Consider the following 23,790-nt stretch of genomic DNA (forward strand, 5'->3'; position numbering starts at 1 on the left):
ATGGTAATATGAGAGGAAAGCGAAAAGATGGGGAGGAATCGGGCCATGTCCACAACCTTGATCAAAGATCTGGTGGTTAAGAACCGGAGTTACCGGCGGTTTGACGAAACGGCGGCGCTGGACCGGAGCGTTCTGGAGGGATTGGTCGACCTAGGCCGGCTGGCGATGTCGGCCGCCAACCGTCAGCCATTGAAATATCTGATCTTTTGCGACCCGGAGCGCAACGCCCGGATCTTCGACTGCCTCGGCTGGGCCGGCTATCTGAAGGATTGGCCGGGACCGGAGCCCGGCGAGCGTCCGACCGGCTATATCGTGATGCTGATGGATACGCAGATCAAAGACCCGATGGGTCTTGACGCCGGACTGGCCGCGGCCAACATTCTCCTGGGAGCGGTGGAGCGGGGATTGGGCGGCTGCCTGATCGGAAATATCAAGCGGGACGAACTCCGGGCGCTGCTGGGGATCGAGGACCGCTACCAGTTGTTGGCGGTGATCGCCCTGGGCAAGCCGGTGGAGCGGGTGGTGCTGGAGAAGGCCGGGCCCGGCCCCGAGGCGGACATCAAGTACTGGCGGGACGAGCGGCAGGTGCATCACGTGCCCAAGCGGGAGCTGCGGGAGATCATCCTGAATTGAGGACCGGGCTCCGGTGAGGAATGGTCGAGCCTGCCTGCTTCTATGCTGGGCAGGCTCTTTCTTTTTACATCAAGAAGCGGATTTCTCCCGCCAAAAGCGATAAAGGGGGCCATCCGCCGGGCGGCGGATGGCCGGTGTGGGCGCGGCGCCACTGAAACCGGATTACGCCTGGATATCCACGGCTGCGCCGATTCCCTGTTCCACGGAAACGGCGCTTTGGCGACTTGCCGCGCCGCCGGAAGCGGCGGAAGAGGTGCCGCTGTTTCCGGACTGCGCCTGGGCCTGCTTCTGCTCAAGCTGCTGGATTTGCGCCTGGAGCGTTTGGATCTGTGCTTCATAGGCGGCGATCGCTTGCTGTTTTTGCTGAGAACTTCCGGATGGGTCCTGCTGCAGATCGCTGATCTTCGCTTCGATGGCTTCGATCTGCTGCTCCAGGCTTTTGATCTGGCTCTGATAGTCCCGATTGTCCCGGGCCGTCGTTCCGGCCGCGGCCTGGCGGTTGGAAGAGGCGGCGGAGATGGCGCTGACGTTCATGTCAAGCCCTCCTTTCTTACACGCTCTTGAGGTGACTGGAATACGCGTTGATCGCGGCCAGCATCGCGGGGTCCCCGGTCTGGCCGTTGCTTCCGGCGGCGGCGGAGACTCCGCCGGCCGCCGACTTACAGGCGCCACAGCCGAGACAGGCGTCATTTCCCTTGGGACAGACCTGCGCGGTACTTCCGCCGCCCGACGCGCCGCTCAATTGGAGAGTGTCGCCGTCCGAAGTGCTGGACACCGTCTGCGTTTCGGAGTCTTTCTCAGTGGCTTTGGCACTGGTCGCCGTGGGGTAAAAACTGAGGGATGAGATTGCGGAAATCGACATTGCTTTCACCTCCTTCTGTTGGTGCCGGCCTTTGCCGAATCGGGCGGAACCCGGTGCGGAGTTCGCTCCATTCGACAATGCGCGCGCTCATAAAAACAATTTTATATTCGGCCGGAATTCTTTAAATCGGATTTAAAAAAGGCTTTGCCACCCAACGATTTAAGGGGAGCCGGGGACGCGCCCCGGCCGGAAGCACCGCTGGAACAGGAACTTTCGGTCGCAATCATGCCCCGGGAAGGTCGCACTGGGCATAATGGCCTATATTCCCAAAGGGGCTGGTAGGTCTTTATGCCTCTTTCTGAAAAATCAACAGATTTTGGCTAGACACCCCAAATGTTGTGGTGTATCATAAATCATGGTACTAGATGTAGTGTTTCTTGAGGGCTCCATACCCGTCATAGCAGGGCAAGGTCAAATAGGAGGAGATACGAGGAATGGCAATCAATCAAGCAGAAATACGGAACGATGAAAAAGGCGCGCAAAAGGAACTGTTCAAAGTGGTCGAAATGATTCACCGGACTCCCGAGCGGGTTTTCCGATCGATCCGCAAACGGGACGGCCGGATCGTCGAATTCAACATCGGCCAGATTGCCTCAGCCATCTTTAAGGCGGCCAAGGCGGTCGGCGGCGCGGATCAGCGGCTCGCCGACGAGCTGGCCGACGTGGTCGTTCAATATCTGCAGAAACGGATCGGCGCGGCCATACCCACGGTCGAAGAGGTTCAGGACGCGGTGGAGAAGGTGTTGATCGAGACCGGACACGCCAAGACCGCCAAGGCCTATATCATTTACCGGGACCGCCGCACCCGGCTCCGCGAATCCAAATCCGAACTGATGGACGTGGTGGAAGAGATCCTGGTGGAGACCAGCCGCGAGAATGCCAATGTCAGCAATTCGCCCTCCGCCAAGATGCTCCAGATCGCTTCGGCGGCCAGCAAAAAATATTACTTATCGCGCTTGATTCCCGAGGAGATGGCCGCGGCCCATGTCGCGGGCGATTACCATATTCACGACCTCGATTTTTATGGCAAGACCCTGACTTGCGTGCAGATCCCGCTGGGCAAACTGCTGGAGAGCGGCTTCAATAACGGCCACGGCTACATCCGGCCGCCGCACCGCCCGACTTCGGCCACGGCGCTGGCAGCCATCATCCTGCAGAGCTCCCAGAACGACATGCACGGCGGGCAGTCTTTCGCCTTCTTCGACCGGGACATGGCCCCGTTCGTGGAAAACGCCGACGAGGACGAGGTTTTTCAGGCCATGGAAGCCCTGATCTATAATTTGAACTCCATGCACAGCCGGGCCGGAGCCCAGGTTCCTTTCTCCAGCATCAATCTGGGCTGTGACACCACCCCGGCCGGACGGTCCGTCACCAAAAACCTGCTCCTGGCCTATGAAAAAGGTTTGGGACGGGGCGAATGCCCGATCTTCCCCAACATCATCTTCCGGCTGCAGCAAGGGGTCAATTTCGAACCGGGCGATCCCAATTACGACCTCTTCCAGCTGGCGATGCGGGTCTCGGCGCAACGGCTCAACCCGACCTTTTCGTTTATGGATTCCACCTTTAACCGGCCTTACGGCGCCGAAGTGGCCTATATGGGCTGCCGGACCCGGACCATCGGCAACCGTCACGGCGCCGAGGTCACCGACGGCCGGGGCAATCTCTCTTTCACGACGCTCAACCTGCCGCGGCTGGCCATCAAGGCCGGCGGCGATCTGGAGAATTTTTACCACGAGCTGGAGCGGATGATGGCCCTGGCGGCCCGCCAGTTGTACCACCGCTACCGGGTCCAGGCCAAGCTCAAGGCGAAGGACATGCCCTTTCTGATGGGCCAGGGGCTGTACATGGATTCGGATAAACTGAAGCCCAACGACCCGATCGCGCCGGCCATCAAGCACGGCACGCTCTCCATCGGCTTCATCGGACTGGCCGAAACCCTGGTGGCGCTCACCGGCAGCCATCATGGTCAAGATCCGGCCGCGCAGCGGCTGGGCCTGGAGATCGTCGGCTTCATGCGTAAGCTGGTGGACGATTTCGCCGAGGAGTACGATCTGAACTATACCTTGCTGGCGACCCCGGCCGAAGGGCTCTCCGGCCGTTTCGTCGCCATGGACCGGAAACGCTTCGGGGTCATTACCGGCGTCACCGACCGCGAGTATTACACCAACAGTTTTCACGTCCCGGTCAGTTTCGAGATCTCTTCCTACGACAAGGTGGCGCTGGAGGGACCGTACCACCAGATGGCCAATGCCGGCCACATCAGTTACGTGGAGATGAAAGCGCCGCCCATCGACAATCTGGACGCCTATGAGAAGCTGCTGCGGCACATGGCCGCCTCCGATATGGGGTATGCCGGGATCAACTTCCCGATCGACGAGTGCCTGAGCTGCTCGTACCGGGGCGTCATCCCCGAGGATGAATGCCCGTCCTGCGGTTCGCCCCAGATTCGGCGGGTGCGCCGGATCACCGGCTACCTGTCGACCGTGGACCGCTTCAACGACGCCAAACAGGCCGAGCTGCGCGATCGCTCCAAGCACTGGCTCTGAACCCTCATTGATCAGTCGCCGAGACCTTCCCGTCCGCGAATGGGGGTGGGAAGGTCTTTTTATTTTGACCCGGACCTGGGCCGAATGAAGGGCGTCAAGCCCGGCCGGAGCAAGCGGTTGACGCTGGCGCAGGCGGCCGGAATGCCCCCTTTCTCGCCGGAGTGATGCGTTCAGTTATTGCGGACGCTCCTTGAGCGACCCAAGATACCTGCTCAGTGACTGCGCGAGCCCGCGCAGTCGCTGAGCAAGCTTACCGAGTCGTCGAGCAAGCTTACCGAGTCGTCGAGCAAGCTTACCGAGTCGTCGAGCAAGCTTACCGAGTCGTCGAGCAAGCTTACCGAGTCGCTGAGCGAGCTTACCCAGTCACTGTGCAAGCTCACAGGGTTACTGGGCAAGCTCACACACCCACCGTGCAAGCTGACTCGGTCACTGCGCCAGATCGCACAGTGACTGGGCAACCCGGCACCTTTGCCGGGCACGTTTTCGCAAACGTCGGGCGGGCTTCTCCGGTTCCTGATCCGGGCGTAATCAGGGTGAGAACGCCGCTTCCGTTCGGATGTTACCCTCCCATATCCGCGGAGTTAAGGAAGGTGTACAATTGGTTACTATTCCGTAAACCTGTTGAATTCCAGAAAGCAATCGCATATAATGAAATCAGAGAGGGACAGAAAATAAAATAGAGGGACAAAAAAAGTCCCGATCATGAAAAAGGAGGAATTACAATGAAAAGATGTCCGGATTGTCAAAAAGAGGTTGGTTACGGTCGAGTCTATTGCCCGCACTGCAGCGCGGAGTTGTTCCGGGGGCGCCATCACGAAGTGGCCGCGGCGTCATTGAATGCCAGAGTGTTGTTCCGAAGCTAGCGGTATCAAGCCCCGCTTTTTTTTTGCCCAAAATTCCCCGCGCGCCCGCGGATTCGAGAGAAAGCCAAAGTTTCGAATATCACTCCCGGCCCCTCCGGTGTCAGGCAATGGTTCCGGATGGAACGGGGATCAGATACAGCTATCCCGGCCAACCCGCGGCCGCCTTTCCGGCGCCCCGGGTTTTTATTTCATATCGCTCCGGTGATTCGAGGCTCACATGATTTCGGGAAGAGGAATTTGGCGCTCCAACCAGAATTGATTCCAAAAGAGCCGTGATAAACCCGGCTAAAAAGCCGGAAGGGTCACAGCGATTGCTTAAAGCTTAGAACAACACGGAGGAGATACCATGGAGAATCTGGATTTCGCCACGAGAGGAGTCTGTTCCACCCGGATTCACCTCACGGTGGACAAGGGAGTCCTGATCAAGGTCAGTTTCGACGCAGGCTGTAACGGCAATCTGCAAGGCATCAGCCGCCTGGTCGAGGGAATGCCGGTCGGGGAGGTTATCGAACGGTTGAAAGGGATCCGGTGTTCGGGCAAATCGACCTCTTGCCCGGATCAACTGGTGCAGGCATTGGAAAAGCTGGAGCGCGCCGCCGGCGCTGACCGTGGCGGAACGGAAAATCATGAGGCTGCCGGTTGCGGACGCTAAATTTGGGGGAGGAAAATCATGGCCGATCTGCAAAGGGAGATTGCGTTAGAATTTGTACGGGTCACGGAGGCCGCGGCCCTGCGGTCCAGCCGCTGGCTGGGTCTGGGCGACAAGGATGGCGTGGACAAGGCGGCTTCCGATGCGATGCGCGGAATGTTGGACCTGATCGCCATCCGGGGCACGGTGATCATCGGCGAAGGCTTGAAAGACCGCGCCCCGATGTTGCATATCGATGAAAAAGTGGGCAATTGGCGGGAACACGCTCCCGAGGTCGATATCGCCGTCGATCCGGTCGACGGCACGCGCCTAGTCGCCAACGGCTTGCCCAATGCCATCTCCATCATGGCCGCCGGCGCCAAAGGTTCGTTGATGTCGATCCCCAGCTTTTACATGCATAAGCTGGCCTGCGGGCCGCAGCTCCGGGGAAAGCTGGATATCAACCGCAGTGTCGCCGAGAATCTATCCGTCGCTGCGGCGGTGCTCCGGAAATCGGTGAAAGATCTGACCGTCACCATCCTCGACCGGGAACGGCACCGGGAACTGATCGCCGAGGTCCGCCGCGCCGGCGCCAGAATCCGGCTGATTGGCGATGGGGATGTGGCCGGAGCGATTGCCACCGCCATCAGCTTCGATAGCGGCAACGCCGATATCTGTCTGGGCATCGGCGGCGCTCCGGAAGCGGTTTTGACCGCCGCCGCGCTAAGCTGTCTGGGGGGCGAGATTCAGACCCGCTTTTATTTCGGCAACACGGAAGAGCGGGCGCTGGTGGAACGGGCCGGCCTGGACCCGGACGCGGTATACCGGACCGAGGATTTGGCGCGGGGCGAGGATATCATCTTTGCGGCGACCGGGGTTACCGGCGGCGAATTTCTGCAAGGCGTCAGTTTCGGAAGCCATCAGGCCACAACCCATTCGGTGGTCATGCGCTCGAAGTATAAAACGGTCCGTTACATCAAGGCCATTCATAACCTGAATTACAAGACCATTCCATCGCGGGAGCGCAACCAGGAAGAGTTCGTCTAGCGGTGTCGCGCTCTTTTTTACGATGAGGAAAACTCAGGCCGGTGGCACGACCCGCGCCAGCCGCCGGATCCCCTCGGCGATGGTTTCCTCGTCCAACTGCCCGTAACCGAAGAGCAAGGCCCCGGGATACGGTCCGGCGCCAGCCGCGAAATTATCCACCGGATAGATTCGGACGCCGGCGGCTTCGGCCCCGGCCACCAATTCCGGTCCGAAGCGGACCCCCGGCCATTCGGCGACCAGATGAAGACCGGTGGACATTCCCAGGATCCGGACCCGGCCGGGGAAATGGCTGTGCAGCTCGTTCACCAGCCGGTCCCGGCGCCGGCGGTAAAGCTTCTTGCTCCGCACCAGATGCCGGTCCAAGCTCCCTTCCCGGATGAACCTGGCCAGCGCCAGTTGGTTCAGGGAGTTGGAATGGATGTCCGAGATTTGCTTGAGCCTCCGGAACGGCCCCACCCAAGCCGGAGGCAGGACCATGTAACCCAGGCGCAAGGCGGGAAAGAGAATCTTGCTGAAGGTCCCCAGATAGATCACCCGTTCCGGGGCGAGGCCCTGCAACGCGCCGACCGGGGGCCCGTCGTAACGGAACTCGCTGTCGTAATCATCCTCGATGATCCAGGAACCGGTCCCCCGGGCGAGCCGGATCAACTCGATCCGCCGGCTGATCGGCAGGATGCCGCCCAGCGGAAACTGGTGCGAGGGCGTCAGACTCAGGAGCGCGGGCCGGGCGAGCCTGGGAATGAGCTTGGGGATGATTCCCTGTTCATCGACTGGTACGGGATGAATGGCCGTTCCGGAGGAGCTGAAAATCCGGCCGATGTCGCGGTTGCAAGGATCCTCCAGGATGACCTCGCGGATCTCCTGAAGCAGGACCCCGGCCACCAGGGATAGACCCTGCACCGATCCGGAAGTGACCAGAATCTGTTCCGGAGCGCAGACGATGCCGCGGCTCCGCCTCAGATAATCGCAGAGAACCTGGCGGAGTTGGGGCGAACCCTCCGGAGCCTGGTAGCCGAAGAGAAGATCCGGCGCTTCCAGCCAGGCATCCCGTATCAACTGCGCCCACCTGCCCCGGGGCAGCCGGTCCAATGCCGGGACTCCGGAGCGAAAATCGATGCACGCCGCCGCCGGGGCCGGATGGGGATCCGGAACCGCTGCCGCCACCGGGTCCGGCGCCGGAAGATCCAGACAGGCGCCATCCGCTACGTAAGTCCCCGAGCCGTGCCGGCCCTCGATAAAACCCTCCGCTAACAACAGCTCATACGCAGAGAGCGCCGTATTGCGCGAAATATGATAATCGGCGGCCAGTTCCCGGCTGGCGGGCAAACGGACGCCCGCGGCCAGCTCGCCGCCGAGGATCCGGGAACGGATCTGGAGATAGATCTGGCGGCTCAGCGGAGTGTCCGAACCCGGCTCCAACTGTAAAAAAAGCATTGCAAACTCTCCCTCGCTTTGAAGTGGCACCTTTGAAATCGGAAGAGAGTGGCGCTTTGAAGAACCACCTTTTCATGATACCGTATTTTCGAAAGCAGTTTCAAGGTTTCAGGGAAAGAAGGGAGTATTTTGCAAATTCTCGTGGTGCTCGGCCACCCCGGCCGGGAAAGTTTTAATCGGGCCATCGCCCAAAGGGTCCTGGCCACGCTGCACGACGCCGGCCACCGGACGATCTGGCACGATCTCTACGCTGAAGGGTTCGATCCCGCGCTCCCCCCGGCGGAGCTGGGGAAGGATGCCCCGCTTCCCGAGGAGGTCGAGGGGCATTGCCGGGACTTGGCGGCGGCCGATGGCATTATCGTGATTCATCCCAATTGGTGGGGCCAGCCTCCGGCCATCGTCAAAGGCTGGATCGACCGGACCTTCCGGCAAGGCACGGCCTATCGATATCTGCCGGGAGACGCCGGGGACGGAGTCCCGGTCGGATTGCTCCGGGCCGGGACAGCCGTGGTCCTGAATACATCCGACACCCCGGAAGCCAGGGAGCTTAGCGTCTTCGGCGATCCGCTGGAGACGCTCTGGCGCAAATGCATCTTTGAGTTCTGCGGAGTCCGGCGTTTTTTCCGCCGGATGTTCGGGGTCGTCGTCACCAGCGCCCCGGAGCAGCGCGCGGTCTGGCTGGCCGAAGTGGAAGAGATTATCCGTTACTATTTTCCCAAAGAAAGCGGGGCGTGCTGATGATTCGCCAATGCGGGGATTCCGATTTCGAAACCATCTATCAAATCATTAATGACGCGGCGCAGGCGTATCGCGGCGTCATTCCCGACGACCGCTGGAAGGAGCCGTATATGACCCGGCCTGAACTGCAGCGGGAGATCGCCGACGGCGTTGGGTTCTGGGGCTGCGAAGCCGACGGCGAACTGGTCGGGGTGATGGGAATACAGCCCAAAGGGGAAGTGGTTCTGATTCGCCATGCCTATGTCCGGACCATCCGGCGCAACCGGGGCATCGGCGGAACATTGCTCGAATTTTTGCGGGGCCGGACCGCACAGCCCATATTGATCGGGACCTGGGCCGCGGCCGACTGGGCGGTGCATTTTTATGAAAAGCATCACTTCCGGCAGGTATCGCCCGGCGAAAAAGTCCGATTGTTGCATCGTTACTGGGAGATTCCCGAGCGTCAAGTGGAGACCTCGGTGGTCTTGGCCGATGCCGCTTGGTTCGATGGGCCGGGGAGTGCCGGGGCGGAATAAGAATTCAAAAAAGTGGAGCCGGGATAAAACATCCGGTTTTTTATTGTGAAAGCAGTGGGGATTGAATGGAAGATGTAATAATTTACTATCAGAAAAATTTTTAAAAATTGCTTATGAATTCCTCCGAAACAAACGATAAAAATAATAATCGCAGGACCAATCAGTTTTCGGGGGGCGGCTTTGGAAGAAGCGTTGGAAAGGAGACAAGAATTCTAAAGCGCAATCCGCTTCCCTTGCACGATTCAATGGAATACCGGCCGGCATTGCATCACTGGCGGTGCTCTTGACGTTATATCGGGAATCGAATAAGATAGACGGAGAGTTGTTGCAGGCGCCGGTAAACTTGGCTGGGATGGCCGCTGCGCCAAGTCCCGCCACGCAATGCGCGGCATCGTTTGATCCGGCTTCGGGATGCAGGATAATAGCGAAGAGGAAAGGAAGAAAGCCCACATGGACGTAAAGTATATCAATCCGTTTATTGAAGGCTGCCAAGACATTATCGGCAAAGTCGCCGGGTTCAACGTGGCTCCGGGGACGATTTCCGTAAAAAAATCCCCTTATACCGAGGACAACATCGTGGTCATTATCGGTTTGACCGGGCAAATTCGCGGTACCGCCATTTTCTCGTTCCGGATGGCTGTCGCTTGCCGGATCGCCTCGGCGATGATGGGCATGACCGTCAACGAACTCGACGAGATGGGAAAAAGCGCCATCTCCGAATTGAGCAACATGATCATGGGCAAATCCGCCACCATCTTTTCGGATCGCGGCGATAAGGTGGACATCTCTCCCCCAACGGTTTTGATGGGGGATAATATGCAATTCAGCGCCGACAATGCCAAGATTGTATCGATCCCGTTGCTTTTTGACAGCGGCGATCAGATTACATTGGATATATCGTTTGTGGAAATGTAAACAGGCCCAAAAAAGCTCGGTGAACGAGCTTTTTTTTATAGGCGGCCGGAATGCTTTAAAAAAGCATTTACCATGAAACGAATCGTCTCAAGGCAACCCTGGAAGTTCGACAATTGGACAAGAACTTATTGACAAATGGTAATAAAGTACCTATCCTAAAATTAAAAAGTAAAATCTTGGATGGCGAAAAATGGCTTAAAAAGGTTTTTATACGAAATCTTTTTATCAAAATGTAATAATTACAAATGGTACGATCTTTGGCAAAGGCCGTTTCATAACTGATTTAAAAGCGTTGTGATAAACCCTGTCCGAAGGCCAGGGTGAACACAAAAGCTCAGAAAAGCAAGTGATAAAGTCGTTTTTTAGTCCATTGAAAGGATGATTTCCGAATTAGAGGACTTTATCACATGGCTTTTGATTCATTTTAGATAACTTTCCGCACTTATGTTGCAGATCCAGTGAAGTGGAAAGGATTTGTGGTATAATAAAAAATAAGGCTTTTTCGGATGAACCGGAAAAATTGTAGAAAATCCCAATGGGCAGGGACGATCGTGAAATCCGGTAACGTTATATAGGATGAAATAAATATCTTTACTAGATTTGCATTCCTAAAGCCGAATGCAAATGATCAAAACGGAATTTATTTCAACTTATATAGCGGAAATTATTCTCGATTTAAAGCATTATTAATTGCCCCGATATACAATGGCTGCGTGAGCAATTGCTCATGGAGCGTTGCAACTGGCTTCATCCTTATCGGCCGGTGGCTGCAGGGTAAACAATAAATGTTGAAGCGGGAGGCAGAAAAATGTGGCAAATTTTTGTCAAGGGCGGCTGGGTCATGTATCCTTTAGCGTTCTGTTCGGTGACCGCATTGGTCGTCATCATTGAACGGACGCTTTTTTACATCCGTTTTAAAGGGCTTGACGAGCGGGAGTTGAATCTTTTAAAGCTCTATTTGAACAAGGGGAAATCCGACGAAGCCAAACAGCTGTTGGCCACTTGGCGGAGTCCGTTGGGCTTGATCGTGGAAGCCGGTCTGAAACAACGCGAGAGCGATCCGGAACTGATTGAAACGGCCATGCAGTCCGCTGGCGACCAGCAAATGAAACGGCTGCAACGGGGGTTACATATTTTGGATACGGTGGTGACCGCCAGTCCCCTTTTGGGACTGTTAGGCACGGTAACCGGCATTATCAAGGCCTTTACCGCCATCTCGGTCGGCGGGGCCTCCCAGGCGAGCCAGTTGGGCGCGGGCATCGCCGAAGCGCTCTATAATACGGCTTTCGGTTTGGCCATCGCGATTCCCGCCCTTTTTCTGGTCAACATTTTTTATGGGATCGCCGAGCGGAAGGCCAGCGAAATGAGTTACAAAAGCCAGGAAATTCTCGCCATCCTCGTCAAAGGGTAGGTGGTAACGGTGAAACTGGAGATTAAGCGCAGGCAGTCGCGGATCGAACTGGTGCCGATGATCGATGTGATGTTTTTCATGGTGGTCTTTTTTATGGTTTTCTCGACCCTGAAGACAGCCCAGACCGGGGTGCCGCTGGAGCTCCCCAAGGCGTTGCATATCGGGAAGGCCGAGCAGAATACGGTCGTTGTCAGCATCGACAAGCAGTCGCGTTTGTTTTATGGCAAACAAACTGTCGATCTGGGGGCTTTAAAGGAGCGGATTCGCCGGGAGATTGCGGGGGATGCCGAAACTCAGGTGGTGATCCGGCCCGACGCGGCGGTGCCTTATTTTCAAGTTGTCAAGGTAATGGACGCCTTAGCCAGCGTGGGAGTGAAAAAGCCGTTGCTGGGGGTCGACCGGCAGCAGATGCCCAATGCGAACCGGCCGGAAGGGTTGGAATAGGGGCATTTTGCGAAAGCGTTGACAGGTTTGGAGCGAAAAGCGCGAACGCTTCACCGCACTTTTCGCGAATAAAGCCGTTTACGCTTTATCAAATTGCTATAACCCGGATGGAGGAGTGACCGATGACTGGTATTGACCGTCGCAATTATGGAATCGCTCTGGCGTTATCCATTGGTTTACATATTCTGATCGGAATGATCTACCTTCCTAAATATTGGCCGACCCCTACTGACACTTTGGAGACCTTTCCCGTCGGCACGGTCGAGTTAGCCGGCCGGCCGGCCGGCGGCAAGTCGGGGGGCGCGGCGGGCAATGGCGGCAGCGCGGCCCGGCTTGAGACGGTTTTTTCCGCTCGCAAAGCGACTCCGGCGAAGACGGCCGCTCCGCCCAAACCCAAGCTTCAGGAACGGGCGGCTCCCGCAACCGTTCCCTCCCTGCCAAAGACCGTGAAGAACGACCCCAAACCGGAACCCAAGGCAGCGAAAGCCGCGCCCAAGGCCGAGCCGGTGCCGGTGGCGGCGAAGCTTCCGGACAACCCTCCTCCCGGTCCGGCATTGGCGGTCGGCCAGAAAGGGCCGACCGAACCGTCCTCTCCGGCTGCGGCTCATGCGGCCGGCAGCAAGACGGGATCCGGCGACGCCAAACCGGCCGCCACTGATTCCGGGAGCGGTAGCGGAACGGCTCAAAGGACCGGCGCCGCCGAAAAAGGCGGCAGCGGTTCCGGCGGAGGGGACGGCAGCGGCACCGGTTCCGGCAGCGGGGGTTCGGGCGATGGTACCGGCAGTGGCAGCGGTAGCGGACCCATCGGCTTTGGAACCGGCGCCAAGATGACGGTTTTGGGACCGCCGCCGGCCTATCCCAAAAATGCCCTGAACGAAGGGAAAGAAGGCCGGGTCAAAATCAGGATCCTGGTCCGCGCCAACGGCTCCTTGGAAAAAGTGCAATTGCTGGATTCGGCCGGCGATCACCGGCTGGACAATATCGTCCTGAACCAAGTCGGACGGCGCTGGAAATTCGCCCCGACCTCCGTCGACTATCTGATCGATCTGACCTTTGTTTTCGACGCCAAGAAGGACCAAGTCGGCATCATCTTTGAAAACGCGGAATCCAGATGACGGGGCGGCGCTCTTTGGGAGAAAGAATGGAATGCAATACGGACCGTAAGGAGGATAGGATGAAACGTAAGGGTTGGTTGGTTGGGATCCTGACCGCCGGCTTGCTGCTGGCGGCGGGGATCGTCCGGAGCGAGCCGGCCGGGCTGCTGTCGGTCGAGAATAAGTATATCAAAGTGTATCTTAATAACAGCGATGAAGAGACGGGACGTTTCGCGGTGGATGTGACCGGCGGGGATTACGAACGGGCCGATGATGACAACAAACCGCTAATCTATGGCCGGCCCCGGCCCTGGACTTCATTTACGACGCTCCGGATTGACGGCGCCGATTACGTTTTCGGCAAAGCGACCCATAAAAGGGCCGGCGCCGGCTTGCCCGGCGGCGAGATGCTGCAAGCACCCCGTTTGGCCAATCATCAGCTGACGATGAAATGCCAGTACGGAACGATCGTGGTCGAACAGATTCTGGACATCACCCGCAGTCCGAGTACCGGTGCCTTGGATACGGCGCGGATCCGCTATATTCTGACCAACCAGGGAACGGCCCCGGCCGAATTGGGCCTGCGCGTCCTGCTCGACACGATGGTCGGTGATAACGACGGCGCGCCGTTCCGGGTGGGCGATCACGAGGTGACCACCGACCGCAGTTTCGCCGGCAAGGATTGCCCCGATTTCTGGCAAGCTTTTGACTCCATGGCCAAGCCGGCGGTGATCGCCCAGGGAACGCTCAAGGGCGGGGATGTGACGACGCCCGACCGGATTGCCTTTACCAATTGGGGCAAGGCTGCCGATAATCCCTGGGAGATTCCGCTGGAGGAAGGGGCGGATTTCACCCGGGAAGGCGAGGATGAACTGGACAGCGCCCTGGCCATGTTTTGGCTGCCCCGGACGGTGAAGCCCGGCGATTCGATGCAAGTGGTGATCGACTACGGCCTGGGCGGTATCACATTCTCTCCGGGCAACACCTATCTGGGCATCTCGGCCCCGGCCGAAGTCGCCTATAGCATCAGCGACCCGCGGACGTATCTGATCATCATGTATCTGGAACACCGGGGTGAGGCCAAGGCCGAAAATGTGCGGATCCGTCTGGAATTGCCGCCCGGATTGGTCAGCACCGCTGGAACGACCGAAGTCAGGTTGGCGGAGTTAATCCCGGGTGTCACTAAGCAGTTTTCCTGGGAGGTCCGGCCCGATGGCAGCTTTAGCGGTGACGCCAGTTTTGCCATCCAAGTGACCGGCGATCACCTTGAGGCCAACCAAGTGACCCGCAAGATCCGGATCATCGGTCCGCCCCGGGTGGAGGGCGTCTTGAAGATTCCAGCCGTTCGGGTGGTTGACAACCATTGGGACCCGTACCCGCTGCCGGTGACGGTAACCCTTAGGAACCGGGGCGAAGCGGCCACCGGCGGCCTGAAAGCGGTCTTGACCGGGGACGCCGGTTTCCGGCTGGCCGATGGCGAACGCTCGGAAAAGTTTCTGGGCAATCTGGGGCCCCAGGAAGAAACCACCGTCACCTGGCAGGTGGTTCCGAACCCTGGAGCGCCGCATGGCCGCTTGCAGGCGGAGGTGACCGGCGCGGGGATCCGGCCGGAACGGCTTCAGGCCGATGCGGAGATTCCGCCGCTCCCCTTCGAGTTGGCGCTGTCGGGCGCGGCGCGGCCATTGCCGGGCCAGGTCTATCTGGTGGATGTCAGCGCCTATAACCTGAGCGATACGACACAGTTTAACCTGGACATCCGGTACGATCCCAAACAACTCCGCCTGGTCAGTGTCTCGCGCGGCACCTTCCTGGTGGAAGACAATGGGCTGTCCCGCTGGTCCGGCGGGACCATCAACGGACGGAACGGGACCGCCACGGGAATCAGCGGTTCCCGCAGCCAACCGTTTAGCGGTTCCCAAGTGACCCTGGCGCGGTTGAACTTCATCGTCGTGGGTTCGGGGACCGGTCGGATTCAAACCGGCGCATTTCAGTTGAGGGACGCGGCCGGCCGGGAATTGCCCGGCGAACCGGCGTCGCTGCAATATCAGATTGGGGAGGAATCGCAATGATGGTAAACCGTTATAAATTGGCTCTAGGATTGATTTGTCTGCTGACGATGGTCTTCTGCTTCGGCCAGGCTGTATTGGCTGAGAGCAATCCGGCGGATGTGCCGCCGTCCCACTGGGCTTACAAGGCTGTCAAACTGCTGGTCGACAAAGGGTATTTGCAACTGTACCAGGATCAGACCTTCAAAGGGGAAAAGCCGGTCGACCGTTATACCCTGGCGGTGATCGTCGCCAAAATCCTCAATGAGATTGCCACCGGCAAGGCGGGGACCAATCAAGGCGACATGGATCTGGTCAAGAAACTGACCAACGAGTACTGGAATGAGCTGGTCCAGGTCAGTTCCAAGAATAATCTCTTCGTTCGGAAGATCGATCAGGTCGCCAAGGATAACCAGGTCATCAAGGAAGACTTGACCAAAAATACCGCCCAGATTCAGCAGCTGGCGGACGACCAGGCGGCATTGCAGGAGCAAACCGCGCAGCATGATGCCGATATCGAGCGACTCAGCGCCGACCAGGAAACGCTGCAGGCGGATGTGGCTCAAAACACTGCGGCGATTGAGAAACTCGATGAGGACCTGGCTGCACAACAGAAGGCCTTTCAACAACAGGCCCAGCAGATCATCAATGATCTGCAGAAACTGGCTGCCCGCGTGCAAAAGCTGGAGGAGGAGAATTCCAGACTTCATGCCGACATTGACCGGCTCCGCATCGAGAACGAGCAGAACCGGAAGAAACAGAACACCTTGATCATCATGGCGATCGTCCTGGGTCTGGTCGGGGCCGCCAATTGAGCGAAAACGTAAAGCCATTCATGGAACCACCGGCCTTGGCCGGTGGTTTTTCATATGCGCGGTCCCCGGTTGCGGCGCTTCTCCGCCGAAAGGCGCAGGAAAGAGGGGATGGTACGGTTTGTCAAACTATGCTAAAATAAGGAAATGACAATCGAGAACGACGCGCCCGGGGTTGACGTTCCTGATCGGACGCCGGATAGCAAGGGCGCGAATGGTTCCGAGCTATATGTTGCAATCAGTTTTTGTACCTTCAAAATCATTGCAACCTATTTTTTTGATTCATAAGTTGAAATAAATTCCGTGAAGGGTCCTTTTCGCCTCTCTCACGGCTGGAAAAGCTTACTCTAAAATTTATTTCAACTTATATAGGGGGGTTATACGATGAAATTCAAACGTCTATGTACGCTGGTGCTGGGCCTGGCATTCCTGGCGGGACTCTCCGCTGCGGCGCTGGCCCAGGACCAGGTGTTGCTGCGGATGAACTTGCGGCAAGGGCAGGCCTATCTGATTCATACCCGGAGCGCCCAAACGATCGCCCAAACCGTGCAGGGGAAGGATATCACCATCCATCAGACCATCGGGATGACGATGACTTACCGGGTGGAGAGCATCGCTCCGGATGGAGCGAGTACCATTCGACTGACTTACGCCGCCATGCAATTTCAGCAGGACGGACCGACCGGCAAATTCGCCTATGATTCCACGCAGCCGGCGGCGGCCACGTATCCCGGGGCGCAGGTATTCACGAGTCTGATCGGACAGAGCTTAACCATTGTGATGGATCCGCTCGGGAAGGTTCGTCAGGTCCAGGGAGTCAACGCGCTGATGGAGAAGATGCTTCAACAACTGGGCGAAAAGGTTCCGGCCAACGTCCGGGAGAGCATCATCGCGGGATTCAAGGAAAAATTCGGCGATGAAGCGATCAAAGAAACCTTCGCCAATATGGTCTTCTATCCGGAGCAGCCGGTCGGAGTGGGCGATAGCTGGGTGCAACGCGTCAATCTGACCCGGGGTTATCCGATGATCGTGGAGGGTTCCTGCGCGTTGCGGGAGCGGAAAGACGGCTTTGCCGTCCTGGAGATGCAGGCCCGGATTCAGCCCAATGAGCAAGCCCAACCGCTGAAAGTGGGCAATGTGTCCTTGCAATACCGGCTGAGCGGGAGCACTTCGGGAAGCTTCCGGATCGCGGAAGCCACCGGCATGGTGGCGAGCGGCCGGGTTCTTCAGAAACTGGCCGGCCGGATGGAGCTGCTGCAACCGGACGGCGCCTTGCAGATGGCCATCCCCATGCGCATCGAGAGCACGACCGATCTGGAGATGACCGAACAATCACCGAACTGAATAACCATTCGGGGAGCGGACGGACCCGTCCGGGGCCCGGAATCACGGAGGATAGCATCATGCGGCATACGTTTTTGCTGGAAGAAGGAACCTGGGAAGCGGCGGGGGATTATTTCGACGAGCGGCAGCAAGCGAGCAGCTGGGCGGGGCAGGTCACGATCAGCCATTCGGCCGACCGCTGGCGGAACGAGGGGACGATGAAACTCCAGGACGGACCGGAGCTGGAGCTCAGCAACAGTTATGAGATCACGCCTTTCGCCGCGGGTTCCGACTTTACGGAATGGGTCTCCCGCAATCCGGCCCTGGGGACGTTGCGCGGCGTGTTTTTTATCGTGGGTGATTCGATCCTGTCCAAATACGCGTCGGAAACGGGCGAATATTCGGGTTGCGAGTACCTGCGGCAGTTGGACGAAGCCACCTATGAAAACCGGGGTTTCGCCATGAAGGGCCAGGCCAAGCTCTCCTCATGGAGTGTAGTCTTGCGGCGCCGTTAATGCGTCTTGGAACCCAAAATCGGGAACTTGGCGACTCCTCCTTGAAGAGCTGGGCAACGTGTGCTACAATTAACTGGTATGACCAGTTATTACTACTCCGGTGGTTGAATACCGCGAAAGGAATTTTGGAGAATCGCATGCTTTAACGCGTTTTCCAAATTCTAAAAGCCATGTGATAAAGTCTCCCATTCGGAAATCATCCTTTGAGTGGACTAAAAAACGACTTTATTACTTGCTTTTCTGAGCTTTTGTGTTCACCCTGGCCTTCGGACAGGGTTTCCCACAACGCTTCTAATTCGCGTTGAACTAGCGGATTCCTAGCATTACTGGCATTCATCGAGTCCGGGGTTCGAGATCCCTTTGAGAATTCGGCACGATAGCGAGAGCTCCTGGTCCACTGCGGCTTTCATGGTTGGATTGGAAAAACCCTTCCCAACGCTGCTTTTCCGGTTCATGGTCCCGGCAGGCTCTCCGCGCGAGTATTGGTCCGAATCAAGGGTTGCCGAAACGGTTGGATTCGGCGGCCCTTTTTTGGCGCACTGGGATCCGGACGTTCCGTAACATTTTTCACAGTTTGAGAAAGAATATTGAAAACCACAAGGAGGATTGGCAATGCCCGTCAATTTACAGGTTAAACCGAAAGATAGCTGCAAATATGATTGCATCTCCCTGGGAGAGGTCATGTTGCGCCTCGATCCCGGCGAAGGCCGGATCAAGACCGCCCGGCAGTTCCGGGCTTGGGAAGGCGGCGGCGAGTACAATGTCTCGCGGGGACTGCGCAAATGCTTCGGCATGAATTGCGCGGTGGTGACCGCTTTTGCCGACAATGAAGTCGGCCGGTTGGTGGAAGACTTCATTATGCAGGGCGGCGTCGATGTTTCGCTCATCAAATGGTTCCCCTATGACGGCATCGGCCGCAACGTCCGGAACGGACTCAACTTCACCGAGCGCGGCTACGGCATCCGCGGCGCGGTGGGCGTCTCCGACCGGGCCAACACCGCCGCTTCGCAACTGAAAAAGGGCGACATCGATTGGGATTTCATCTTCGGCACCCTCGGCAGCCGCTGGCTCCATACCGGCGGAATCTACGCCGCGCTGTCGGAGACCACTCCCGAAGTAGTGCTGGAAGCGGTCCAAGCCGCTAAGAAATACGGCACCATCGTCTCCTATGACCTGAATTACCGGCCTTCGCTCTGGAAAGGCATCGGCGGCAAGGAGAAAGCCCAGGAAGTCAACAAGGAGATCGCCAAATACATCGACGTGATGATCGGCAACGAAGAGGATTTCACCGCCTGCCTCGGCTTTGAGGTGGAAGGTAATGACGAGAACCTGAAAGAGCTCAATTTGGAAGGGTACCGCAAGATGATCAACGAAGTGGTCAAGACCTACCCCAACTTCAAAGTGGTCGCCACCACGCTGCGCACCGTCAAATCGGCGACAGTCAACGACTGGTCCGCCATGTGCTGGGCCGACGGCCAGATCTATAAGGCCAAGGATTTCAAGGGCCTGGAGATCATGGACCGGGTCGGCGGCGGCGACAGCTTCGCTTCGGGTTTGGTATACGGCCTGATGACCACCGGCGATCCCGAAAAGGCGGTCAATTATGGCGCGGCTCATGGTGCTTTGGCCATGACCACCCCGGGCGACACCTCCATGGCCAGCCTGAAAGAGGTCGAAAAAGTGATGGGCGGCGGCGGCGCCCGGGTCGACCGGTAAGCGCGGTCCGGAAAAAGTTCGTTCCTATCGGATATGCCAAGCGGCGGGAGTCTCCCGCCGCTTATTGATTTCTCAAAACGATTGTTCTTGCATCATCCCAGTTTTTTTACGCTGTCACGGATCACCAGTTCGCCGCCGATCGTGATCTTGCTGGGGATGCCCGTATGATTGGCCAGCTTTTCGATCATCAGCTTCATGGCGGTCTTGCCGATCAGGCGCTTCGATACTTTCATGGTGGTCAAGGGGGGATCCATGAAAGCGCTCATTGGAATATCGTCGAAACCAATGATCGATATGTCGTTTGGAACCTGAATGCCCTTTTCCCGTAATGCTTTGATACAGCCGTAAGCGACAATATCGTTGCAGCAGAACAAGGCGGTTGGCAGTTTGATGCCGCGGTTCAATAATTGAAGCATGTCGGAGTAAGCTCCGTTAAACGTCGAATCCACGCGAAAAATATATTTCTCTTGGAGCGGCAGATTGAAATAGGAGAGCGCGCTTCGAAAACCGCGCTCCCGCAATGTAAAATTGTTTAGATCGCTTTTTACAAACCCGATCTCGCGATGGCCGAATTCCAGAAATTGTTTGACGATCTGGTAGGCGGCTTCGATATTGTCCATATCCACAAAGTCGAAGCTCAGATGTTCGAAGATCGTGTCAATGAAAACCACCGGAATTTCCAACTGTTTGAAAAGAATGATATCATCCTCGTTCAACTCCGTTCCCAACACAATCAAGCCGCCGATGGAAACATTGCCAAACGATTTGACAATCTCGGCGGTGGCCTCCGACACGAAGTTGGTAACCTCCAGATTATAACCATGCGTCCTCGCTTCTTCCTCAAGGCCATCAATATAGGAAGCGATGAAGACATTATGATCCCGGTTTAAAACATGGCCGTGTTTCACGATCTTTAAGAACTTGATCGATCCGTTACTGATCTGGGCGAAACCCGGATGTGGGGAACTATCGCTCAAGGACTTGGAGATCTTTAATATCTTTTGCCGGGTTGACTCGCTGATCCCCGGTTTATTGTTGAGTACCAGGGAGACGGTTGCCACGGAAACATTGGCAAGTTTTGCAATCTCTTTGATCTTCATGCTCATTTTTACACCATTTCAAGTTGATGGAATTCTTAAGACCAATTATATCGTGAGTTGGCAGTCATTGTCAAACAATAACTTAAAAATATTTTAGATAAAATTTAAAAAATTTAAATGAAGAAGGACTGTTCAAGTTAACTGAATCGAATCATCAGGACAAGCGGTAATCCAAGCTTAATAAAGATTTTCTTCGCAATAGAAAGTTGGTTGGATGAGTAATGTTAAAACTTTTATAAACATTTTTTAACTAAATGATTGACATTTAGAAATATTGGTGATACTCTTCAGTTAGAATTACTTAACAAATTTTAAAAATTTCTGCAATGTTTTTAAATTACGGTTCCCGGGTTCGAAAGTCTTTTCAGGCCACTTGCTTCGTGATCGGTTTTAAACCGCAACCAGCCACAGGTCTTCCAAGCCGAGGAGGTGATTTGAGGAGTTTAGCAAGGAGCCGCCGTGTTTTTTAAATAAAAAGTTTACAGGAGGGAAAGGTTTTGAAGAAATTATTATCGGTTCTCGTCATTCTCTGTCTCGGGATGGCCTTGTTCGCCCAGGGCGGCGAGCTGTTCGCCGCCAAAAAGAAATACCGTATCGCCACCGTGGTCAAGGTCAGTAACATTGCCTGGTTTGACCGGATGTCGGAAGGCGTCAAAAAATTCGCCAAAGACAGCGGTTATGATGCTTTTCAGGTTGGGCCGTCCAAGGCTGACGCCGCGATTCAGGTGCAGTTGATCGAAGACCTGATCGCCCAGAAAGTGGACGCCATTTGCGTCGTTCCGTTCTCCCAGGAAGCGTTGGAACCGGTTTTGAAGAAAGCCATGAAGAAAGGGATCGTGGTCATCAGCCATGAAGCCTCCAGCCTCAAGAATGTTGACTATGATATCGAAGCCTTTGACAATGCCGCGTATGGGATTCATTTCATGGAAGCTTTGGCCAAAAAGATGGGCGGCCAGGGCGAGTACGCCGTGTTCGTGGGCGGTTTGACCTCCAAATCCCATAACGAATGGGTCGACGCAGCCATTAAGTATCAGAAAGAAAAATACCCCAATATGAAACTGGTCGCGGATAAGCAAGAATCTTACGATGACCAGCAGCAAGCCTATCAAAAGACCCGGGAGTTGCTCAAGACTTATCCCAATCTGAAAGGTATCCAAGGAAGTGCCATGACCGATGCGCCAGGCGCTGCGCTGGCCATCGAAGAAATGGGTCTTACCGGCAAGGTGCATGTGGTCGGCACGAGCCTGGTTTCGGTAGCCGGCAAATATCTGAAGAGCGGCTCCGCAGATCTGATTGGTTTCTGGGATCCGGCCGATGCTGGCTACGCCATGAATAAACTGGCGGTCACGATCCTCGATGGCAAACGGAAAACCATCAAGACAGGCCTCAATCTTGGTATCCCCGGCTATAACAATTTGAAACTCAAAGGAAAAGTTCTCTATGGTCAAGCTTGGATCGACGCCACCAAAGAGAATATGAATAAATATAACTTCTAAGAGCGACAACCCGTTACAAACCATGCCGAGGGCGGTTTTTTTAGCCGCCCTACGGCCCAACGGCTTGACATTACTTTAGCAAGGAATTCAACAGGGAGAGGGTAGGCCCAAAAGATGACTGAACCGTTATTGACAGTCAGGAATGTCAGTAAATCCTTTTCCGGAGTTCAAGCGCTCAAAAGCGTCAATTTGACCATTCAACGCGGCGAGATCCGCTGCCTGGCCGGAGAGAACGGCTCGGGCAAGTCGACTCTGATCAAAGTGATCTCAGGAGTCAATGCTCCCGATGAAGGCGAAATTGAGTTGAATGGGAAAGTCTTTAAGCGCTTGCATCCCATTGAAGCGATCCGGGAAGGAATTCAAATCATTTATCAGGATTTTTCCTTATTTCCCAACCTGACCGTGGCGGAGAATATCGCGCTCAACCTGGAAGTCTCCCGTAACCAGCAGTTGGTGAACTGGCGGGAAGTCTCCCGGGTGGCCGAGGAAGCGCTGCGCCGGATCGAAGTCCGGATCGACCTCGACGCCAAAGTGGAAGACCTTTCGGTCGCCGACAAGCAACTGGTGGCCATTTCCCGGGCGTTGCTGCAAAACGCCAAACTGATCATCATGGATGAGCCGACCACCGCGCTGACCCAGAAAGAAGTGCGTTCGCTTTTTACGATCATCAAAGGACTGCAGCAGCAAGGCATCGCCATCCTCTTCGTCAGCCACAAGCTGGAAGAGGTCTATGAGATTGCCGAGAAGATCACGATTCTGCGGAATGGGGCCAAAGTTTTGGACGCCGACATGGTGGAGCTGGACCGGCCCAAATTCGTTTATTATATGACGGGACGGCAGATCGAGGATAGCCCCTTTCATTACGATGCCGCAAAAGTCCAGGACGGCCCGCTTCTCAAGGTGGACCGGTTGAGCCGCCGGGGCGAGTACCGGGATATCTCCTTTGCGTTGTATCCCGGGGAGATTCTGGGCGTCACCGGGTTGCTCGGATCGGGCCGGACCGAATTGGCGATGACGCTGTTTGGCTTGAGACCGGCGGATTGCGGCGAGATCGCCATCGCCGGCGAAACGGTGCGGCTGGAGTCGGTCCAGGACGCCATCCGGCACCGCATCGCCTATGTCCCGGAAGACCGCCTCACCGAAGGTTTGTTTTTGGAACAATCGATCGGCAAGAATATCATCATCAGCACGATTGAGAAGTATCTTAACCGTTGCAAACTGCTTGATTCCGGAAAACTGCGGGCGGAGATTGCCCAATGGGTCAAGGGGTTGAGCATCGTCACGCCTTCGGCTGAGGTGCCGGTCCAGAGTCTGTCCGGCGGCAATCAGCAACGGGTGGTTTTGGCGAAATGGCTGGCCGCCCAGCCGCAGATTCTGATCTTGAACGGACCGACCGTCGGCGTGGATATCGGGTCCAAGAGCGACATTCACCAGATTGTCCGCGAGCTGGCCCGCCAGGGCATGGGCGTGATCATCATCTCCGATGACATTCCGGAACTCATCTATAATTGCAACCGGATTTTGCTGATGCGCCAAGGCGGAATCGCCGCCGAGTTTCACAGCGGGGAGATCACCGAAGCGGAGCTGGCCCAGAAATTGAGCGGGGCGGCATAACCGGAGGCAGGACCACGGGGACGGAGGAATTAGCGAGTC

22 protein-coding genes are annotated in these 23,790 nt (G+C 56.5%); 18 read left to right on the top strand and 4 right to left on the bottom strand.

Annotation, left to right across the window (positions count from 1 at the left end; genetic code table 11):
• The first annotated feature begins 45 nt into the window (after positions 1–45).
• A complete protein-coding gene (locus EDC14_RS06320) occupies positions 46–633 on the top strand; it encodes a nitroreductase family protein (RefSeq protein ID WP_132013418.1) in 588 nt (195 codons plus the stop codon).
• A gap of 162 nt (positions 634–795) precedes the next feature.
• Here the strand turns inward: EDC14_RS06320 and EDC14_RS06325 are convergent, their stop codons facing one another.
• Both EDC14_RS06325 and EDC14_RS26670 read right to left on the bottom strand, forming a co-directional pair.
• Positions 796–1,167: a FlxA-like family protein gene (locus tag EDC14_RS06325; RefSeq protein WP_165907836.1), complete on the bottom strand. Its 372-nt coding sequence runs from the start codon at positions 1,165–1,167 to the stop codon at positions 796–798.
• 16 nt (positions 1,168–1,183) lie between these two features.
• Entirely contained in the window at positions 1,184–1,495 is a 312-nt protein-coding gene (locus EDC14_RS26670) for a hypothetical protein (protein ID WP_165907837.1), read from the bottom strand.
• A 506-nt stretch (positions 1,496–2,001) separates the two neighbouring features.
• On the opposite strand from EDC14_RS26670, the gene nrdD reads away from it, so the two are divergent.
• From nrdD to glpX, 4 genes are all read left to right on the top strand, one after another.
• A complete protein-coding gene (gene nrdD / locus EDC14_RS06330; protein ID WP_132013500.1) occupies positions 2,002–4,041 on the top strand; it encodes an anaerobic ribonucleoside-triphosphate reductase in 2,040 nt (679 codons plus the stop codon).
• A 722-nt stretch (positions 4,042–4,763) separates the two neighbouring features.
• Positions 4,764–4,904, top strand: a complete 141-nt coding sequence (locus EDC14_RS26675; RefSeq protein ID WP_165907838.1) for a hypothetical protein — start codon at positions 4,764–4,766, stop codon at positions 4,902–4,904.
• Between the two features lie 346 nt (positions 4,905–5,250).
• A complete protein-coding gene (locus tag EDC14_RS06335) occupies positions 5,251–5,556 on the top strand; it encodes a TIGR03905 family TSCPD domain-containing protein (protein ID WP_132013420.1) in 306 nt (101 codons plus the stop codon).
• An 18-nt stretch (positions 5,557–5,574) separates the two neighbouring features.
• The gene (glpX, locus tag EDC14_RS06340) at positions 5,575–6,579 is read left to right on the top strand and encodes a class II fructose-bisphosphatase (RefSeq protein ID WP_132013421.1); all 1,005 of its coding nucleotides are present in this window, start codon (positions 5,575–5,577) and stop codon (positions 6,577–6,579) included.
• A gap of 33 nt (positions 6,580–6,612) precedes the next feature.
• On the opposite strand, the gene pdxR is transcribed toward glpX, so the two are convergent.
• The gene (gene pdxR / locus EDC14_RS06345; RefSeq protein WP_132013422.1) at positions 6,613–8,013 is read right to left on the bottom strand and encodes a MocR-like pyridoxine biosynthesis transcription factor PdxR; all 1,401 of its coding nucleotides are present in this window, start codon (positions 8,011–8,013) and stop codon (positions 6,613–6,615) included.
• A gap of 129 nt (positions 8,014–8,142) precedes the next feature.
• Between pdxR and EDC14_RS06350 the strand changes: the two genes are divergently transcribed.
• From EDC14_RS06350 to EDC14_RS06400, 11 genes are all read left to right on the top strand, one after another.
• On the top strand, positions 8,143–8,751 hold the full coding sequence (locus EDC14_RS06350; RefSeq protein WP_132013423.1) for an NAD(P)H-dependent oxidoreductase: 609 nt from the start codon (positions 8,143–8,145) through the stop codon (positions 8,749–8,751).
• A complete protein-coding gene (locus EDC14_RS06355) occupies positions 8,751–9,266 on the top strand; it encodes a GNAT family N-acetyltransferase (RefSeq protein WP_132013424.1) in 516 nt (171 codons plus the stop codon). Before EDC14_RS06350 ends, EDC14_RS06355 begins: the two co-directional genes overlap by 1 nt.
• Positions 9,267–9,716: 450 nt before the next feature.
• Positions 9,717–10,181 carry a chemotaxis protein CheX gene (locus EDC14_RS06360; RefSeq protein ID WP_132013425.1) on the top strand — a complete coding sequence of 155 codons (465 nt, stop codon included), beginning with the start codon at positions 9,717–9,719 and terminating at the stop codon, positions 10,179–10,181.
• An 808-nt stretch (positions 10,182–10,989) separates the two neighbouring features.
• Positions 10,990–11,592 (top strand): MotA/TolQ/ExbB proton channel family protein, encoded by a 603-nt coding sequence (locus EDC14_RS06365; protein WP_132013426.1) that lies wholly within the window; start codon positions 10,990–10,992, stop codon positions 11,590–11,592.
• 9 nt (positions 11,593–11,601) lie between these two features.
• Positions 11,602–12,036 (top strand): ExbD/TolR family protein, encoded by a 435-nt coding sequence (locus EDC14_RS06370; RefSeq protein WP_132013427.1) that lies wholly within the window; start codon positions 11,602–11,604, stop codon positions 12,034–12,036.
• Positions 12,037–12,158: 122 nt separating this feature from the next.
• Positions 12,159–13,151 carry an energy transducer TonB gene (locus EDC14_RS06375; protein ID WP_132013428.1) on the top strand — a complete coding sequence of 331 codons (993 nt, stop codon included), beginning with the start codon at positions 12,159–12,161 and terminating at the stop codon, positions 13,149–13,151.
• A gap of 59 nt (positions 13,152–13,210) precedes the next feature.
• Complete coding sequence (locus tag EDC14_RS06380; protein ID WP_132013429.1) at positions 13,211–15,199, top strand: hypothetical protein; 1,989 nt, start codon at positions 13,211–13,213, stop codon at positions 15,197–15,199.
• Positions 15,196–15,990, top strand: a complete 795-nt coding sequence (locus tag EDC14_RS06385) for an S-layer homology domain-containing protein (protein WP_132013430.1) — start codon at positions 15,196–15,198, stop codon at positions 15,988–15,990. The genes EDC14_RS06380 and EDC14_RS06385 overlap by 4 nt, the downstream gene beginning before the upstream one ends.
• A 381-nt stretch (positions 15,991–16,371) precedes the next feature.
• Entirely contained in the window at positions 16,372–17,331 is a 960-nt protein-coding gene (locus EDC14_RS06390; protein ID WP_132013431.1) for a DUF6263 family protein, read from the top strand.
• A 59-nt stretch (positions 17,332–17,390) separates the two neighbouring features.
• Positions 17,391–17,825 carry a hypothetical protein gene (locus EDC14_RS27215; RefSeq protein ID WP_132013432.1) on the top strand — a complete coding sequence of 145 codons (435 nt, stop codon included), beginning with the start codon at positions 17,391–17,393 and terminating at the stop codon, positions 17,823–17,825.
• 612 nt (positions 17,826–18,437) lie between these two features.
• On the top strand, positions 18,438–19,541 hold the full coding sequence (locus tag EDC14_RS06400; RefSeq protein ID WP_132013433.1) for a sugar kinase: 1,104 nt from the start codon (positions 18,438–18,440) through the stop codon (positions 19,539–19,541).
• A gap of 92 nt (positions 19,542–19,633) precedes the next feature.
• On the opposite strand, the gene EDC14_RS06405 is transcribed toward EDC14_RS06400, so the two are convergent.
• Positions 19,634–20,641 carry a LacI family DNA-binding transcriptional regulator gene (locus EDC14_RS06405; RefSeq protein ID WP_165907839.1) on the bottom strand — a complete coding sequence of 336 codons (1,008 nt, stop codon included), beginning with the start codon at positions 20,639–20,641 and terminating at the stop codon, positions 19,634–19,636.
• A 497-nt stretch (positions 20,642–21,138) separates the two neighbouring features.
• Between EDC14_RS06405 and EDC14_RS06410 the strand changes: the two genes are divergently transcribed.
• Complete coding sequence (locus EDC14_RS06410) at positions 21,139–22,137, top strand: autoinducer 2 ABC transporter substrate-binding protein (protein WP_243662828.1); 999 nt, start codon at positions 21,139–21,141, stop codon at positions 22,135–22,137.
• A gap of 114 nt (positions 22,138–22,251) precedes the next feature.
• A complete protein-coding gene (locus EDC14_RS06415; RefSeq protein WP_132013435.1) occupies positions 22,252–23,751 on the top strand; it encodes a sugar ABC transporter ATP-binding protein in 1,500 nt (499 codons plus the stop codon).
• Positions 23,752–23,790: the final 39 nt, after the last annotated feature.

This window comes from Hydrogenispora ethanolica (genome assembly GCF_004340685.1).
GTDB lineage: Bacteria > Bacillota > UBA4882 > UBA8346 > UBA8346 > Hydrogenispora > Hydrogenispora ethanolica.

Coding starts and splice junctions, on each gene's coding strand:
- EDC14_RS06325 (WP_165907836.1), bottom strand. CDS start 1,167: ATGAACGTCAGCGCCATCTCCGCCGCCTCTTCCAACCGCCAGGCCGCG.
- EDC14_RS06365 (WP_132013426.1), top strand. CDS start 10,990: ATGTGGCAAATTTTTGTCAAGGGCGGCTGGGTCATGTATCCTTTAGCG.
- EDC14_RS06375 (WP_132013428.1), top strand. CDS start 12,159: ATGACTGGTATTGACCGTCGCAATTATGGAATCGCTCTGGCGTTATCC.
- EDC14_RS06355 (WP_132013424.1), top strand. CDS start 8,751: ATGATTCGCCAATGCGGGGATTCCGATTTCGAAACCATCTATCAAATC.
- glpX (WP_132013421.1), top strand. CDS start 5,575: ATGGCCGATCTGCAAAGGGAGATTGCGTTAGAATTTGTACGGGTCACG.
- EDC14_RS06335 (WP_132013420.1), top strand. CDS start 5,251: ATGGAGAATCTGGATTTCGCCACGAGAGGAGTCTGTTCCACCCGGATT.
- EDC14_RS06385 (WP_132013430.1), top strand. CDS start 15,196: ATGATGGTAAACCGTTATAAATTGGCTCTAGGATTGATTTGTCTGCTG.
- EDC14_RS06405 (WP_165907839.1), bottom strand. CDS start 20,641: ATGAAGATCAAAGAGATTGCAAAACTTGCCAATGTTTCCGTGGCAACC.
- EDC14_RS26670 (WP_165907837.1), bottom strand. CDS start 1,495: ATGTCGATTTCCGCAATCTCATCCCTCAGTTTTTACCCCACGGCGACC.
- EDC14_RS27215 (WP_132013432.1), top strand. CDS start 17,391: ATGCGGCATACGTTTTTGCTGGAAGAAGGAACCTGGGAAGCGGCGGGG.
- pdxR (WP_132013422.1), bottom strand. CDS start 8,013: ATGCTTTTTTTACAGTTGGAGCCGGGTTCGGACACTCCGCTGAGCCGC.
- EDC14_RS06415 (WP_132013435.1), top strand. CDS start 22,252: ATGACTGAACCGTTATTGACAGTCAGGAATGTCAGTAAATCCTTTTCC.
- EDC14_RS06390 (WP_132013431.1), top strand. CDS start 16,372: ATGAAATTCAAACGTCTATGTACGCTGGTGCTGGGCCTGGCATTCCTG.
- EDC14_RS06360 (WP_132013425.1), top strand. CDS start 9,717: ATGGACGTAAAGTATATCAATCCGTTTATTGAAGGCTGCCAAGACATT.
- EDC14_RS06320 (WP_132013418.1), top strand. CDS start 46: ATGTCCACAACCTTGATCAAAGATCTGGTGGTTAAGAACCGGAGTTAC.
- EDC14_RS06380 (WP_132013429.1), top strand. CDS start 13,211: ATGAAACGTAAGGGTTGGTTGGTTGGGATCCTGACCGCCGGCTTGCTG.
- EDC14_RS06400 (WP_132013433.1), top strand. CDS start 18,438: ATGCCCGTCAATTTACAGGTTAAACCGAAAGATAGCTGCAAATATGAT.
- EDC14_RS26675 (WP_165907838.1), top strand. CDS start 4,764: ATGAAAAGATGTCCGGATTGTCAAAAAGAGGTTGGTTACGGTCGAGTC.
- nrdD (WP_132013500.1), top strand. CDS start 2,002: ATGATTCACCGGACTCCCGAGCGGGTTTTCCGATCGATCCGCAAACGG.